This is a genomic window from Treponema sp. OMZ 305 (assembly GCF_024181325.1).
Lineage (GTDB): Bacteria > Spirochaetota > Spirochaetia > Treponematales > Treponemataceae > Treponema.
The window spans coordinates 2246149-2262347 of the sequence record NZ_CP051300.1 but is presented as its reverse complement, the minus strand read 5'-3'; the positions used below and the strand labels follow the sequence as shown (position 1 = coordinate 2262347).

Annotated in this window: 16 protein-coding genes; 15 read left to right on the top strand and 1 reads right to left on the bottom strand. The window is 45.4% G+C overall.

From position 1 onward, the window contains the following. Positions 1 to 17 precede the first annotated feature (17 nt). The 5 genes from ABK01_RS09930 to ABK01_RS11730 all read left to right on the top strand — a co-directional run bounded on the left by ABK01_RS09930 (position 18) and on the right by ABK01_RS11730 (position 4296). Complete coding sequence (locus ABK01_RS09930) at positions 18 to 560, top strand: RNA polymerase sigma factor (protein WP_040859137.1); 543 nt, start codon at positions 18 to 20, stop codon at positions 558 to 560. Beyond that, entirely contained in the window at positions 544 to 1257 is a 714-nt protein-coding gene (locus ABK01_RS09925) for an anti-sigma factor family protein (protein WP_253675514.1), read from the top strand. The genes ABK01_RS09930 and ABK01_RS09925 overlap by 17 nt, the downstream gene beginning before the upstream one ends. Next, positions 1254 to 2930 carry a transglutaminase domain-containing protein gene (locus tag ABK01_RS09920; RefSeq protein WP_253675513.1) on the top strand — a complete coding sequence of 559 codons (1677 nt, stop codon included), beginning with the start codon at positions 1254 to 1256 and terminating at the stop codon, positions 2928 to 2930. Before ABK01_RS09925 ends, ABK01_RS09920 begins: the two co-directional genes overlap by 4 nt. Before the next feature lie 135 nt (positions 2931 to 3065). Continuing rightward, the gene (pyrH, locus tag ABK01_RS09915) at positions 3066 to 3752 is read left to right on the top strand and encodes a UMP kinase (protein WP_212565289.1); all 687 of its coding nucleotides are present in this window, start codon (positions 3066 to 3068) and stop codon (positions 3750 to 3752) included. Between the two features lie 4 nt (positions 3753 to 3756). After that, complete coding sequence (locus tag ABK01_RS11730) at positions 3757 to 4296, top strand: DnaJ domain-containing protein (protein WP_305880059.1); 540 nt, start codon at positions 3757 to 3759, stop codon at positions 4294 to 4296. Here ABK01_RS11730 and infA read toward each other — a convergent pair. Continuing rightward, entirely contained in the window at positions 4293 to 4511 is a 219-nt protein-coding gene (gene infA, locus ABK01_RS09905; protein ID WP_016523428.1) for a translation initiation factor IF-1, read from the bottom strand. The genes ABK01_RS11730 and infA overlap by 4 nt on opposite strands. A 171-nt stretch (positions 4512 to 4682) precedes the next feature. On the opposite strand from infA, the gene ABK01_RS09900 reads away from it, so the two are divergent. The 10 genes from ABK01_RS09900 to ABK01_RS09855 all read left to right on the top strand — a co-directional run bounded on the left by ABK01_RS09900 (position 4683) and on the right by ABK01_RS09855 (position 16197). Continuing rightward, positions 4683 to 5039, top strand: coding sequence for a TraR/DksA family transcriptional regulator (locus ABK01_RS09900; protein WP_212565287.1), 357 nt, complete (start codon positions 4683 to 4685; stop codon positions 5037 to 5039). Between the two features lie 83 nt (positions 5040 to 5122). Then, entirely contained in the window at positions 5123 to 5710 is a 588-nt protein-coding gene (locus ABK01_RS09895) for a DJ-1/PfpI family protein (RefSeq protein ID WP_253675512.1), read from the top strand. 22 nt (positions 5711 to 5732) lie between these two features. Beyond that, entirely contained in the window at positions 5733 to 7760 is a 2028-nt protein-coding gene (locus ABK01_RS09890; RefSeq protein WP_253675511.1) for a hypothetical protein, read from the top strand. 156 nt (positions 7761 to 7916) lie between these two features. Then, positions 7917 to 8546, top strand: a complete 630-nt coding sequence (gene rpe / locus ABK01_RS09885) for a ribulose-phosphate 3-epimerase (RefSeq protein WP_212565284.1) — start codon at positions 7917 to 7919, stop codon at positions 8544 to 8546. Continuing rightward, positions 8543 to 9514, top strand: coding sequence for a tetratricopeptide repeat protein (locus ABK01_RS09880; RefSeq protein ID WP_253675510.1), 972 nt, complete (start codon positions 8543 to 8545; stop codon positions 9512 to 9514). The genes rpe and ABK01_RS09880 overlap by 4 nt, the downstream gene beginning before the upstream one ends. After that, entirely contained in the window at positions 9514 to 10737 is a 1224-nt protein-coding gene (locus ABK01_RS09875; RefSeq protein WP_253675509.1) for a hypothetical protein, read from the top strand. Before ABK01_RS09880 ends, ABK01_RS09875 begins: the two co-directional genes overlap by 1 nt. Continuing rightward, positions 10737 to 11891, top strand: coding sequence for a tetratricopeptide repeat protein (locus ABK01_RS09870; RefSeq protein ID WP_253675508.1), 1155 nt, complete (start codon positions 10737 to 10739; stop codon positions 11889 to 11891). The genes ABK01_RS09875 and ABK01_RS09870 overlap by 1 nt, the downstream gene beginning before the upstream one ends. An 11-nt stretch (positions 11892 to 11902) precedes the next feature. After that, a complete protein-coding gene (ispG, locus tag ABK01_RS09865) occupies positions 11903 to 13027 on the top strand; it encodes a (E)-4-hydroxy-3-methylbut-2-enyl-diphosphate synthase (protein ID WP_253675507.1) in 1125 nt (374 codons plus the stop codon). Further along, positions 13024 to 14127, top strand: a complete 1104-nt coding sequence (locus ABK01_RS09860) for a hypothetical protein (protein WP_212565282.1) — start codon at positions 13024 to 13026, stop codon at positions 14125 to 14127. The genes ispG and ABK01_RS09860 overlap by 4 nt, the downstream gene beginning before the upstream one ends. A 48-nt stretch (positions 14128 to 14175) precedes the next feature. Continuing rightward, positions 14176 to 16197 (top strand): NAD(+) synthase, encoded by a 2022-nt coding sequence (locus tag ABK01_RS09855; protein ID WP_253675506.1) that lies wholly within the window; start codon positions 14176 to 14178, stop codon positions 16195 to 16197. The last annotated feature ends 2 nt before the right edge of the window (positions 16198 to 16199 follow it).

Here is a 16199-nt window from a genome sequence, read left to right as displayed (position 1 = left end):
CTTTTGGGGAGACTAAGTTGTTTGATGAATTAGCGCCGTTAGATGCGCTTTCCGATAAGGATTTTAAAACCATTTATGATGCGGCAGTTCCTGCACTGTACAAGGTTGCTTATAATATTGTACGAGAAGAGGATGCTGCCGAGGATCTGTGCCATGATGCATTGATTAAGATGACGGAAAAAGAAATGAAGTTTCCGTCATTAAACGATGCAAAGTATTGGCTCATTAGAGTGGTAAAAAATGCAGCGCTTAACTATGCAAAGCGGAGAGTGTTGGAGCGGAAAGTATATACGCGTGCCTTTAAAGAAGATCAGCGCAAAATGGACTCCGGTGAAACTGCGCTCTTGAAAGATGAAACAATTCAAGATGTACAGCATGCATTGGAGCAGTTGCCTGAAAAGCTGCGGATTGTATTACAGCTTCGCGAATATACCGAGTTGAATTATAAGGAGATTGGACGTATCCTTGGTATTAGCGAAGGAAATGTGAAAGTCCGTATTTTCCGTGCACGGGAATATTTAGCAAAAGTTATAGGAGAAGATAATGTCTACATGCCCTAATAAAGATCTTTTGTCTGCTTATATCGACGGTGAAATTCCTTTTCCTTGGAAGGGAACAATAGAACAGCATTTACAGCAATGCGTTGCTTGTAAAAAGATATACGGTCAATATGAGCTGATACACCATTATATGCAAAAACCTACGACCGGAGCGGAGTTTGATGCGGGTGCTTCTTTTGCTAAATTGCTTGAAAAGCGAAATGCCGTATTACAGAATAAACTGCAAGCCCAAGAGCGACGATGGGGATTAAACTCAGGTGAGCGTTGGTTTTCTTCTTCTATTCGTATTCCTGTTCCTGCAGCAGCTGCGGCTGTTCTGATTTTTGTCTTGCTGCCGCTCGTATTGTTCTTCAGAGTAGAATATACCGTTAATTCGGTTACTGCTGCGCAATCTTCTTTCACGCCGATTATTCCCGTTTCGCTTGAAAAACAAAAGCCTATTACCGAAATAGATTACGGTATTACGCAAACAAACGGCACTCAAAATTATGCCGTATCGACCAAATCGGTGAATACCAATGCTAAGTTCTTTACGGTCGGTGAATTTACTCGCTTATATTCAAAAGATGAAAATTTATTTCAGCCGGTTGAATCTACAGTCGATCTTAAAATTTCTTCTTCGTCGTTTCCGCTTTCATTGGAGCATCAACCGCTCTATATCATTGCCGATCCCAATATAAGAATCAGCAATCGATGAAACTTTTTTATCTCATAAGAAAGTATCCCTTTTTTCGCTTTCTTGTTTTTTCATTTGTTATCGGTGGTATAATAGCCGGTATTATTTTCCTTTCTCGATCTACCATTCGTTCCAATGTTATTATCGCTGTGTCTCCTCAAGTTACCGTACCGGGTGAACGAGTCACCGTAGCTGGTAAGAATTTTGGACAGCCTTCAATCCATTCGTGGCTGATGATCGGCAATAACAAAATTAAATCCGACCGGTGTATTGAATGGACGGATACGAAGATCGTTTTTGAAGCGCCCGATACGCTTTATGAAGATATGCTGTACGTGGTGACTAAGAATAAGCAAGGAAATGCTGTTATGCTGGTAAATCAGACAGTTTTTCCGGTTAGCTCAAAACGTACCGCAGACGAAAATCTTCCGTTTATCGATTCTTTGGAAGCCGATTCCGGCAATGTGGGAGATCTGATTTCCATTCACGGTAAAAACTTTGGTCACGCGCGGAATGATTCGGTTGTCCTATTTACAGGAACGCAGAATGCCGTTTATGCGCAAAATACTGCAAAAGAAGCGGTGTTGACCGGCGCTGAATGCAGCGAATCGGACTTCGATTACGAATTTTGGAGCGATCGTGAATTGCGGATACGGGTACCTGATGCCGCAGATACGGGAAATGTCGTGATTATTACCGAAGCGGGAATAAGTAATCCTGTGCCGTTCCGGTTAAAAAACAAATACGGTACTAAAACCTATACGGATACAAGGACATATCGTCTTGTTTCCGAAGTTGAAATTTCCGATTTTCTTGCTGAGATACCGAATACGTTCTTTTTGCAGATACCGTTGCCGCAAAAAACGGAAACACAGCGCACCGTTACCATTAATTCCGTTCAACCGGAGCCGTTTGTACCGTCATATCAGGGTGCGAGTATTTACCGTTTTCATAATGTTGAATCCGGCAGTAAAATACAGATCCGGCAAGAATACAGCGTATCCCGCAGTAGAGTTGAAACGAATGTCAACGTCGCTTCTCTCAGGAAAACGGGACAAAATAATCCGCTTTTATATGCCGCATATACCGAAGCTGATGAATTTCTCCCTGCCGATCATGCCGTCATTAAAAAGATGTGTCGGCAGATTGTCGGCTCTGAAACGAACCCTTATAATAAAGCATGGCGTATCTACACCTTTTTAACCTCCGAGCTAAAAGCGCGGGGAAGCAGTGCGGCAGATGCAGGTCGGTCTATTCTCACTGCTTTGGAAGAAAAGAACGGCAGCTCGTATGACCTTGCGCTGCTGTTTTGTACGCTTTCCCGCGCAGCCGGTGTACCGGCTGTTCCTGCCGCCGGACTATTGGTTGACGCGGAACAAAAAGCGGTATTGCATTGGTGGGCAGAGTTCTATATAAATGGTTTCGGCTGGGTTCCCGTTGATCCGGCGCTTGCGTCCGGTATTCCCTTTGATACCGGCGTTGCCGATAAGGGGCGATGGTATTTCGGCAATTTGGATGCCTATCATATTGCGTTTTCACGCGGGTATCAAACTCAAGCGCCTATGTTACCGAACGGTAAAACGACGGAAAAAGTGCGAAGCTATGCCTTTCGGTCTATTTGGGAAGAAGCCACGCCGAATATCAGCGGCTACAGTGCACTCTGGCGTATTCCAAAGATCACGGGAGTGTATTAAAAGAATTGCATTTTTTTAAATTAATTATTACATTATAAAGTGTAAAACAGCCTGTAAATGGACGGTAACCGGCATCGTTTTTAATTGTTTCGCTATCTAAAGGGGAAACTATCAATACGGATGAGGAGGAGCTTTATGGTACGTGTTTTATCGGTGGGCGGCTCAATCGTAGTGCCTCAACAGCCCAATGAAGTTTTTTTACGGGATTTTTCCTCCCATATACGCAGATGGCTCAGCGTATCGGCTGATAGAAAGCTGATTTTAGTTGTCGGCGGCGGCGGCCCAGCTCGAATGTATCAACAAGCATATAAAAATATTACCGATAACACGCCCTCAAATGATGAAGCCGATTGGATTGGGATTATGGCGACGCGGCTTAATGCGCAGCTTTTAAAAGCAATTTTTTCGGATATGTGCCCTAATCCTGTTGTGTATGACCCTACGGCAGTGGAGCTTTTTTCAGGACAGGTATTGATAGCCGCCGGTTGGAAGCCGGGTTTTTCCACCGATAACGATGCGGTTTTGCTGGCAGAGCGCTTTTCGGCAAAGCAGGTGATCAACCTGTCAAATATTGAAAAAGTATATACCGACGATCCTAAGAAAAATCCCGATGCAAAACCGATTGATACGATTTCATGGGAGCAATTTATTCGGTTGGTCGGTACGGAATGGATACCCGGAAAAAATGTTCCTTTTGATCCGGTTGCAAGCCTGCGCGCGCAGAAAGCGGGGATACAGGTCATCTGTGCCGGAGGTACCGATTTGGATAATCTCGATAACATCTTAAACGATTGCCCCTTTAAAGGCACGACGATAGGCTAGGCGTATGGATTATTATGAGGTTCTGGGAGTTTCTAAAACTGCTTCCGATGAAGAGATAAAAAAAGCATACCGTGCAAAGGCGCTGCAATATCATCCCGATAAAAATCAGGGAAATGCGTCCGCCGAAGAAATGTTCAAAAAGATAAACGAAGCGTATTCCGTATTGTCGGATTCCAAGAAACGCGCCGATTATGACCTCGGCGGCACTGCATCGCAGCAATATGGAACCTACACACAACAGTATGCACGGCAGAATCCCTTTACCTATAACCCGTTTGCAGAAGAAGATGATGATACGATGTTCGGCACATCGTATCACTGGACGTTCTACCATTCGCCGGAGCAGGAAAACGAGCCTGTTTCGCATCGCAGAGGATTGGGAGCTTTACTCGCCGGTATCTTATATCTGTGGCTCGGATTGCTCAGTTTCCGTGTTATATATGCTTTTGGTTTTTTAAGTCTTTTTATCGGTGTGCCGTTGCTTGTGAAAGGCGTTAAAAACCTGAAAATAGCGTTTGTATCGTTTTTTAAAAGCAGTCGTTAGCGTTCGCGGAAAATAATTCTCCCTCTGTTTAGGTCGTAGGGAGAGAGCGCAACTTTTACGCTGTCGCCGGGAACAATACGAATAAAATGTTTGCGCATCTTTCCCGATAAATGCGCCAAAATGACATGACCGTTTTTTAATTCAACACGAAACATCGTGTTGGGAAGGGATTCTTTGACAATCCCTTCAACTTCAATTGCTTCTTCTTTAGCCACAATTCCTCCAAAATAAAACATCGCAAAAGAATCTAATAGAAATCTCTAAAAACTTCAGTTTTTAGAAGTTTTCAGTTGCTTTTTTACTGAAATAACGCTTATAATTGTAAAATCTATTCATTAGTTTGTCAACTAATGGAAAAAGGTACAAAAAAGGAGTTTCAAAAATAGATGGAGAAACAGTTTTATCAAGAGATGAAGCAATCTCTGCATGAGCGCCGCGCCGAAATTATCAAAACATTTGTAGCAAACCATGAAAGTTTTAAGCAGATTATTGAATCGGTTGATCCTAAGGATTTCGGCGATATTGCTTCGGAAGATACCGACCGGAAGATGCTGGAGAGTATGAATGAAAAAGACGCCAAACGGATGCAGCTCATTGAATCCGCTCTTGCGCGTATCGAGCAGGGAAAGTATGGTAAGTGCATCAAGTGTGCAAAAAAAATACCGGAAGACCGGCTTCGGGCTATTCCTTATGCATTGATGTGCATCGAATGTCAATCCGAAACCGAACGAAAAAAACGTTAGTCTGAGGGGAGAAACAGCAGAGAACCGTACTGGAAATATTTTAAGCGGTTCTTTTCTTTTTGCACGAAATTTCGGAGGTATAAATGGAGAAAATATTTTTATTCATCGCAGACGGATTTGAAGAAGTTGAAGCGATTACGCCGCTTGATTATTTACGCCGCTGCGGAGCCGATTTGACATTAGTCGGAGTCGGTGCAAAAGTTATTCGCTCATCTCGCGGACTGGCTGTTACCTGTGACATTACCTTATCCGAGCTAATCGGCGAGGGGGCAAATGCGAAAAAAAATGTCGAGCAGTTGACGGCAGGTACTGCACTGGCAATCCTGCCGGGAGGCCTCCCGAACAGCCGTACACTCAGTAAAAATGCCGAACTTCGCTCTTTTATAACCGAGACGGCAAAACACGGCGGATTAGTTGCGGCAATTTGCGCAGCTCCGGCGTTAGCGCTTGGCGGATGGGGTTTGCTTGAAGGGAAACGATTTACCTGCTATCCGGGTATGGGAGAGGATTTGCCGACACAGCCCATAAAAGGAGCGCGTGTCATCCGAGACGGCCAATTTATTACCGCCTGCGGAGCCGGAGCTGCTGAAGAGTTTGCTTTTGCCTTGGTTGATGCCTTGTACGGCGAAAAAAAACTCATCGAGCTAAAAAGCTCAATCGTTGCCCTGTAGTGCGGTACCTATCGTTAGTATAATGAAGATAAACGGCTATCAAGATTGGAAGGAGGCGATGCTGCAGCTTCCTGAACGGACGTTTTTTCTCTTAATGCGTCTGTATCTGGGGAAAATTAAAACGCCTTTTAATAAGCAACGCCTCGTAGAGAGCCTCGGTGGATTTTTGTCGAAGCCCGAAACACAGCGGACGATGATAGAAAGCCTTGATCGCCTCGACCTGCTGATTTTAACAGCCGTTCATACACTGCCGGTGACCAACCGCGGTTCATTATTGATATTTTTATCTTCTGAAACCGCCTTACAGACTCGGCTGACCAATTTGGAAGAGCGGCTTGTTCTCTATCGGGACTGTTATACCGATGATTACGATAGACTAATCAACAACTACCGCATTAATCCGTTTTTGTATAAATCCGTCGAACCTTTATTGGATGCACACTCGCTTTTTTTACCGCAGCGAGAACAGGAACTTCAGAGTGAGGCAACGCTTTGCGATGATATCGTATTGGCCGGACTCTATACCTTCTTCCTCAAAGAAACCGATGTGCTGAAGATGAACGGCGCTTTTAAAGTAAAAGCCGAAAAGCAGCTTAAAGCGGTTTTTCAGGATGCAGCAACTGATATCGGCTGTTTTAAAACGCTCTGTACCGGCTTACAAAATCTCGGTTTGCTGATAGTGGAGTCCGCAAGCCTTACTCCCCAGCAAGGGCGATGGGAGGAGTTTTTTAAGCAAAAGCCGTTTGACCGAAAGATGTATACTATCGCCGCAGTGTACGGCCATGCACGTCGTGAGAGTATGCAAAAACGGGCGCAATTCTTTTCGGATTTTTTAACCTCGCTTGATCCTCGTGGGCTGTATGATGATATCGCATTGAAGCGCTTTTTTGATTTTTTATTCCTGCGTTTACATGCCGAAACAAACGGAGATGTCTCGATTTTCCCTGATATGATGATAGAGGATGAACTGCGTATGATCGATACGCTCAAAGCGCTTAAGTTTTTGCTGCCGGTCGGGGAATATTGGCAGTTGAATACGGCCTCCTTTAATCAAGAATCGGTAGAGCAGCCGTTGATTGCCGCTCCTTCATTTGAAATAACTATGTTACCCTTTACCGCTCTTGGGCGGATATTTCCGGTGCTCAGTTGCATGGAACCGGTATCTATTTTGACAACCGGCAGGTTTACCATCACACGTGCCGCTTGTTTGCGCTGTTTTGAGCGGTGCTGTACCGATAAAGCTTTGATCGCCTTACTTGAGGAAGCTTCCGGCGGGATAATCCCTCAAAATATAAAGGTGAGCATTTCCGAATGGTACTTACAGTGTACCGCCGTCGGTCTGTACTACGGGTTTGTTATAACCGTTGCAGAGGAAAAACGGAAGCTTTTTAAACAAAATGCAGGGCTTCAGGATATCATCTATAAGGAATTAGCCGACGGTGTGTATCTGATAAAGCAGATGGATTTGGATTCGGTTCGTATGATGATCAAGTCCGCCGGTCTGGATGTAACTTTTTATACTACGGGCGGTACGGGACAATATACTGCTGCCGGATTTGCCTCTATTGAATACCGACATTCCGCGCTTGACCGCTTTGATAAAAAAGCGAAAAAACGGCGCACAATTCAATGCAAACAGAAAAACGACTATTCCGAACATATTCGGGAACTGCAAGCTGTTGTAGATACGATGCCGATCGATCAGTATAATAAGCAAGGCTTGAAGGAAAAAATTGCAAAAAAGCTTATCATCACTAAAGAACAGCTGAATGGAGCGCCGACAGATAACGGTGTTCGAGAAGTGTCGGGGCTTGATTTTTTAGGGAAAATTCACCTTGCGGAAACTGCAATTGCCGACAACAGCCGTTTGGAAGTGTCGATTGATGGGGTTTCCGGCCGTCGGATAATTGTGGGTGTTCCTATTGCAATTGAAAAAACGGAACATGATGCACTCTTGGTGATTCAAGAAGATAACACGCAATGCAAAGAAAAAATTTCGATTGCCGGTATCATAAAGATGCGATCATTCCGTAGTTCATTTTTTTCTTAATGCTGATGGCCGGTTCAAACTTTTGAAAAAAATTCCGATATTGTAATCGGTATCTTGTATATTATATGTATGTTTGCACTTTGTTGCGAAAGTGCGTAAAAAGTCAATTGAAAGTTGGTACTTTCTTCTTGACTTTTATGGGAGGGTTTAAAGACGATGGGGGCATCGTTTATATTAGCGCCGTCTTTATTGAGTGCAGACTTTTCACGGCTTGCTGAAGAACTACACTTTATTGAAGCAAACGGGGGACAATGGGTTCATCTTGATGTGATGGACGGAGCTTTTGTACCGAATTTAACGTTCGGCGCTCCCGTTGTACGCAGCTTGCGAAGTAAAAGCACCCTTCCTTTTGACGTGCATTTAATGGTTGCTCGTCCTCAAGATTTTGTGAAAGATTTTGCGGCGGCGGGCGTCGATTATTTTACGTTTCATATTGAAGCGGCAATACATGCCCATCGGCTTATTACGGAAATCCGTGCCGCAGGTATGAAACCCGGTATCAGCATCGTACCGTCAACCCCTGTACATCTTTTAGATGAGGTGTTACCCTTCGTCGATCTTGTGTTGGTAATGACGGTTAATCCGGGCTTTGGCGGACAAACGATGATTCCCCAATGTCTCGGCAAGGTTGAGAAACTGTGTGAATACCGTGAAAAATACGGTTATCGCTATTTGATTTCGGTTGACGGCGGCGTTAATGCGGAAACACTTCCGGTTGTATGCAATGCCGGCGCCGATGTTGTTGTTTCGGGGTCATCTTTTTTTTCCGGAGAGATAAAGAAATGAAAAAAAAATTAGTATTTGCTTATCTTGTGTGCTTTGGTATCTGCAGTATTTTTGCCGAAAGCGCCGATTTACTGAGCGGTTTGGATGCATACAGCCGCGGCGATTGGACTGTTGCGGAGGGATCATTTGAGCGGGTACTTATTACAGCAGAACCGAATGATCGTACAGAGGCGCTCTACTGGCTGGTAATGTCCGAAGCTTCTGCACAAAATTATGAACGTGCATTGAAGTATGCCGATGCGTTTTTGGAAGCAGCCCCTGAAGATGAACGCGCCGCCGAAGTGAGTTATCAAAAGGGGCGGCTTTTACATTTATCAGGTGAGTATGAAGCATCGTCGGATATCCTCTATCGGTTTATTGAAAAGTATCCCGATCATCCAAAGATTCCATCAGCTTATTATTGGATAGGTGAAAATCTTTACGCAACGGGGAATCACACCGAAGCCCGTCAAATTTTTAGCAAAGTTGTCGTGAATTATCCTCAGTCGGGAAAGGTGAACGAGGCTCGATATAAAATCGTGCTTATCGATCAACAATCGGTCCGGGAGGAACTCTTGCAGATGGCGAATGAAACACAACCTGCATCGGCACAGACTGAAAAAGCATTCGAATCCGCCGAACCGAAATCCGATGACACAGATGCTCCAATTGCGTCAGATAGCACGGGCAGCAGTACCGAAGCTGCACCGGTTGGGGAGACAGCTCCGTTAGCGGACGAAAAACAGACCGAATACTTTGCCGACCGTTTAAGAGCGTTGGAGAAAAAAATCAATGAAATTTCTGCAACGCTGTCTCTGATAAGCGAAGAACAGGAAAATCTGCGTATACGGGAACAGCAGCAACAAAAAGAACAAGAAGAAGCCGAGCGGCAAAAACTTGAAAGGCGCCGTCTGGAACTGGCGGAATTGAAAGCTCGTACCCAAACCTTGGAAAAACTCTATGAACAGCATATCAAAGGAGTAAAATAATGTGGCTACCCAATAAAAAGATGATTCTATTATGCCTCTCGGCATGGGTGCTGAGCGGATTATTTGCAGCGGAAAATACAGTCGAAATGATCAGTGATCCGTTAAAGTTGGTTATTTATCCTAATACGGGTAATTTTTGTTTATATCACTCAAAGGTCGAAGATGCCCGTGTGTATGAGCCGCTGTATGATGATCGCTCTCAATCTTCCGTGAATATTTATTCGGTGCTCTTTAATGGTAAGATATTCCATCTTAATAATAAAAGCGGAAAGAAAATTATCATTAGCCAGTCAAAAAACGAGATAACGGTTATGTTCCAGATCAGCATGGATTTTCTGGCGACTCAGACATTTTCATTTGTACCTTCAAAACAGCGCTCAACGGGAAAGATCTTAAAAGTTGTAACTGAAATTCAAAATATTTCGGGGGATATTGCCGATATCGGTTTAAAGGCTCTATTTGACACTTCGTTAGGTGAAAAAAATCTTGTTCCGCTGTATACGGACTTGCGCAGTGAAATCGGAGCGGAACTGATGCTGCAGCCGGTGTTGGAAAAAGATTCCGTTATCTTTTCTGCAGATAGAGGATATGCTTGCCTCTTCTTCTTACGAAATGAATATGTAACGGTACCGACAGCTGTTTATATTGCAAATTGGGAGCGACTGGTAACAAAGAAGTGGCTACCTTCTTACGTAAGCGGCAGATCATTCCGTAAGTATGCATTTTCCGATCCGGGGCTTTTATACGTGTGGTCTGAGAAGAAGGTACTCTATAAAGAAACGTTCAGTGTTACAAACTGTATCGGCTTTTACGATTACCGAAATGCAGCTGATACGGTAACAGCATATTCAGCATATACTCAACAGACACAAGCAGCGCCGGAGAAAACCAGCCGATCTGCTACCGGTCCGGTGGGAAACTTGACTGTTACGACGATCTATCGTCCTGTTTCGGCAAATCAACCCGCTGCCACCACTAAAACACAGCCTGACGATAATACTCCCGCATCGGCAGTATCTGCAGAGCAATCCTCGGTCGCTCAATCTGCTCAACAGGATGCCTTGGGAAAACCGGAAGAACCGAAAAAAGATTACCGGTATGTACAGGAGCTGTTGGATAAAATTGCGGTGCTTGAAAAGTCTCCCGACGAATTATCTATGGAAGAGATTGCGAAATTACGCACGGAAGTAGATAATGCTATAGAGGCCATGCAGGAAGAATAATGCCGTCATCGATTCTTGAACAAGCAAAAAAACAATTTGCAAAGGGGAATTATCAACAGGTCATCAATTTATTGGAACCCCATGTTACGCAATACGTTGTGTCGGGTGATGCGAAAGATGTCGTGTATAATGCTTCGTTTAACAAATCGTTTCCTTTTTATCTATATTTAGGACTTGCTTGTTTGCATGCAGGGGATATCGGCGGAGCTGTTGATTATTTGACCTGCGCACGGCGTATTAAAATGACTGATCCCGATTTACTGTGTGCGCAGGCTGTGTTGTTTTTACGGCGTGGTGATACCGCACGTGCGATCGACTATTATCTGGAAGCAATTGAGTATAATCCTAATCATGTATTGGCACGTAGCGGATTGGATTTTATCCGGACACATAATACACCGGAAGCAATAGGGGACGCCGTTCAATCGGGCGAAATAAAAAAGTTTTACCCCCGTCCCGGAGTGCAGTCCTATATTAAAAAAAGAATAGCTTTGTTTAGCTGTCTTGTAGGCGCCGTGTGTGTCGTGGTAATTACACTAACGGTATTGGTGAAAAAACCTCTGCCGACATGGACGCGGAATAATAATAGGGCAGATCTTTCGGCATTCACATTGCTGTCGGACGAAAAAGCGCGCCCGATTGATACGAGCGGAACGTATCGATATACACTTTCGGAAAAAGAGGTACTTGCGGCATATCGGAATGCGCAGAAATATTTTCAGGATTCGAGGGATAATCTTGCGCAGATTGAAGTTAATCGTATTTTATCGTCGAACGCTGCTCATTCGATTAAACAAAAAGCGCGATTGTTGATGGATTATTTTGCAACGCCGGGATTCGATACCGTTCGGGATATTCCCGCCTATAGCGATGTGCGCGCCGATATTCCGCTCTATCTTGATTGCTGGACCATTTGGTCGGGGCGTGCAACAAATGTACAATCCAATGGGGACAATACGAGCTTCGATCTTTTGGTGGGGTATAGTGAGCGTATTCAGCTGGAAGGTGTTGTTCCTATCTTTTGTAATTTTTCGGTCAGAATAGATGCTGAGCGTCCGATAGAAGTATTGGGAAAAATTCAGCAACGGGGCGGCATCCTCTTTTTAAAAGCTGCCGGTATTCATCAAAGTCAAGTGCCGGAAAATAAACGCTGATTGGAGAAGATATGTATACGGCGGAAAAACTACGGATAGGAGGCAAGGGCAGCGTTCGGAGCATTGAACTCGGCGGCGATGCCCCCATCGCTATCCAGACTATGTGGAAGCAGCCGTTGCGTGAGGATACATTACAGGAGACGGTACGACAGATAGCTGCACTGGAGCAGCTCGGTTGCGACATTCTCCGGTTTGCCGTACCGGATGCCGGAAGCGCTGAAGCGTTTGTAAAGCTTACCGGAATGACGCCGATGCCGCTTGTTGCCGATATTCACTTTGACTATCGGCTTGCGTTGCGCTGTATGGATGGTTGCGCCGCAAAGATACGTATCAATCCGGGGAATATCGGAACGGAAGAGCGGGTGAGCGCGGTTATTAAAAAAGCACAGGATACCGGAACGGCGCTCCGCATCGGGGTTAACAGCGGCTCTCTCCCCGTCGATATACGAAACCGTATGGAGCAGGAAATTCGCGAAGGACGCAATGCGGAGGAGGCGAGGGCAGCCGCGTTGGTAGCGGGGGCGCAGCGAGAAGCGGCGCTTTTCGATAAACACGGCTTTACGCAGTATCTTGTGTCGATGAAAGCATCGTCGGTGAAAGAGACTATCATTGCCAATGAGCTGTTTGCCGCCCGGTCCACTGCGCCGCTTCATTTAGGTGTTACGGAAGCGGGTCCTTTGGTTTCGGGGATTGTCAAAAGCGCCCTCGCATTTTCAAAACTGCTTGAACGGAATATCGGCGCTACCGTGCGGGTGAGCCTTTCCGATACTATGGAAAATGAGGTTATTGCAGCGCGGGAAATTTTGATTGAATGCGGTAAACGGAAAGGCGGTATCAGACTTGTGTCGTGCCCCCGCTGCGGCCGCAATGGGTTTGATGTTCACGGTTTTGTTGCACGATGGCAGCATCGGCTGTTTGCCGAAAAGAAAGATTTGACGGTTGCAGTGATGGGATGTGTTGTCAACGGGCCAGGCGAGGGAAAATTTGCCGACATCGGGATTACCGGCGCGGAAAGCGTTATCCTATTGTTTAAGAGGGGCGTTATCGTTCGGCGTATCGATATACAAGGCTTGACGGAAACGGAAAAAAATACGGTTATCGATGCGGTCTTTGAGGAGGAGCTGAGGAGTTTATGAAAAAGTTTGTAATAGTATGTTTTACAATCCTTATCAGTGTGTTTCTGTATGCACAAAAAGTATCGACCGACTCGCTTGAATACCCTTGGCATCTGCTTGAGCAAGGAAAGGTTGCGTATGAAGCACGTGAATTCGGTAAAGCGCTCCTTTTGTTCAGGCAAGCGCGTGAAATGCATAAAACGCAGGTAACCGCTCAGTATGACTATCTTTTTGCCGCGCTTAAACCGCATCAGGTAAGGGCTGCCGGTGATCTTATTTCGGACGTATACCGCGTGTTGGAAAAGCGGCAGGATTATGAAGCGTGTGCAATCCTCGATAGGATTTTTCTTATTCATCCTCCTGCTTATTTTGATAAGTCGATTTCTGCAGTACTTGCGTGGTTAAAGAAGAGCGATGTTTATCCCGAATGCGATTATCTAATCGGAAAGGTCTATGAGCTGGAAGGAGAACTGACACAGTCTCGCCGGTTTTATCAGGCAGCATGGGAAGCGAGAGACTTCTTATACATCCCCGATATGCGGTTTGAAATTATTTATTCGCTTGCTCAAATTTCCGGCTTATTAAAGCAGTATGACGATCAAGAAAAATATCTTCTTCTCATTTTAACGGAAGATCCTGTGTATGGAACTACCAATGTTGAAAGTGCAACCTTGAGAGCGATGATCCATACGATTAAAAATGAACAGACGGTTGAAAAGTTTTTTTCATTATACCGGCATCATAATGATATAGCGCTTCGTGCTTATATTGAACTGACCGATATTTATCTCCGTGTCGAAGAATACGACCGCGCATTCAGGACTGCGCTGCTCGGAGCCGATATCGCAGTTACCTATTTGAGCGATACGTTGAAAAAGACGGATTTTATGTATAGGTACAGCGACTTTTCCGATCTATTGCTGAGAATCGGTGCAAATAATGAAATCCTGCACTGGACGGAAACCAAGCAAATTTGGAATGTCTTTTTGCAGTTTGCCGATTTGTTGTACCGACAGGGATTTGTCGTACAAGCAAATGATCTCTATTACAAATTGGCTAAAAGTTGTCCTTCTTTTACGTACGCAAAGGAAGCAACATACAGGCTTTCGCAAACTTTTTAAACGAAAAGAACTGCCGCATCTGAAGCGACAAAAACGGGGAGGTGAAAAATGAATATACACGACTACGGATTTTATCGGGTTGCTGCGGTAGTTTCTCCCTGTGCGGTTGGAGATTGTGCCGGTAATGCCGAGCGAATTATCAGTGCATTGCGAAAAAGCGCCGAAATGGGCGCCGATATTGCCGTATTCCCTGCATTGGCGCTCACATCCGCCAGCTGCGGTACCCTTTTTGGGCAGCGGTCATTATTGAATGCTGCAGAAGATCGACTTGAGTATATCGTCCGGCAAACTTCCATGGAGCCTATTATCGGTGTGCTCGGTTTCCCATTCTTTTTTTCAGGGAACATCTACAGTGCTGTTGCCGTCTTCAGCAGGGGGACTATCTACGGTATTGTACCGCTTGATGGAACCGTACATTCCCGCGTTTTTTCCATATATGACGGAAGAGAATCCTCGGTAATTCTTACCGGCTTGCAAAATACCGCTGTTCCGTTCGGTTCGGATTTGCTGTTTGAAGTGGAAAAAAGCCGGTTTTCGTTTGTAATCGGCAGCGAAAAAAATGCACGGAATCAAAGTCAAGCCGAAAACAAAAACACTTCTCCGGCGGCGGACAATACTCTCACGGTAACAGGATCGGCGCTCTACATTGAGCCGCTCGCACAGGCGTCGTTTGCAGGTTCTTTTACGGAACTCTGCCGCAGCGCTGCTGCTCGGTCAAAGCAGGAAAGAAATACGGTTTTGTTTGTCAACGCCGGTTGGGGGGAATCTACAACCGATACTGCCTGTGCGGGCGAGCGGGGTATTTATGAAAACGGCGAGTTGTTGGCGGCAGCAAACGGATTTGAGCTATCCACCTTTAATAAAACATCAGGTGATTTCAATTTTTCCGGCTATGAAGATGAAGCTGCTATTACCCTTGCAGATATGGATTGCGAGGCTCCCTCCGGTCTCGGCCGTAGTCCGTCGGCTTGCCGCCGTATTGTTATCCCGACCATTCCTTCCCGAGGGGTACTGCTTGTCCGTCCGCGCAACCCCAATCCGTTCATCCCTCTTGCGGTACAAAATAACGAGCAAGCATGGGAGAGCTTTTTCTCGCAGGTAATAGAACTTCAGGGACGCGGGCTTGCTAAGCGTATGTACCATACGGGGTGTACAAAAACCGTGCTCGGAATTTCGGGCGGCTTGGATTCCACATTGGCGCTTTTTATTTCAGTCCTTGCTTCTCGAATGCTCCGCCAGAAACCCGATTCGGTTACGGCAATTACTATGCCCGGATTCGGAACAACGGATAGAACCAAGTCCAATGCGCTCAAGCTTGCCGAGTTGCTTGGATGTACCGCCCTGACTATTCCCATAGAAAAAGCGATGATGCAGCATTTTGCGGATATCGGACATCCCACAGATCTCTGCAATACCGTTTATGAAAACGCGCAAGCTCGTGAGCGTACCCAAATTCTGATGGATAAAGCAAATCAGCTCGGTGCACTGCTTGTCGGCACGGGGGATCTTTCCGAATCGGCGCTCGGTTGGGAAACGTATAACGGTGATCACATGTCGATGTATAACGTTAATGCCGGTATCCCCAAAACACTGTTGCGCCATTGTATTCGCTATGTTGCAGCCTATCCAACCGCCTTTTTGCCGGATGCCGATAAGCATACCGAATTCTACGCCGTTGTACAGGATATTCTCGATACGCCGATTAGTCCCGAACTGCTGCCTGCACAAAAACAGGTTATTACACAAAAAACCGAGGACATACTCGGTCCCTATGAGCTGCATGATTTCTTTTTATATTATATTCTCCATACGGATTTCAGTCCTGCAAAAATTCTTCTGCTTGCCGAACATTGTTTTTCTACGGAACAACGGTATAATCGTCAACAGATACTCGGCTGTATGCGTATCTTCTACCGGCGGCTTTTTTCTCAGCAGTTTAAACGTTCCTGTGCTCCCGACGGTGTGCAGGTAGGTTTCGGCAGTTTTTCTCCGCGAGGGATATGGCAAATGCCGAGCGATATGAACGCTGCCGTCTGGATCGCCGAACTTGAAAAGTTGTCGGAGGTATGATA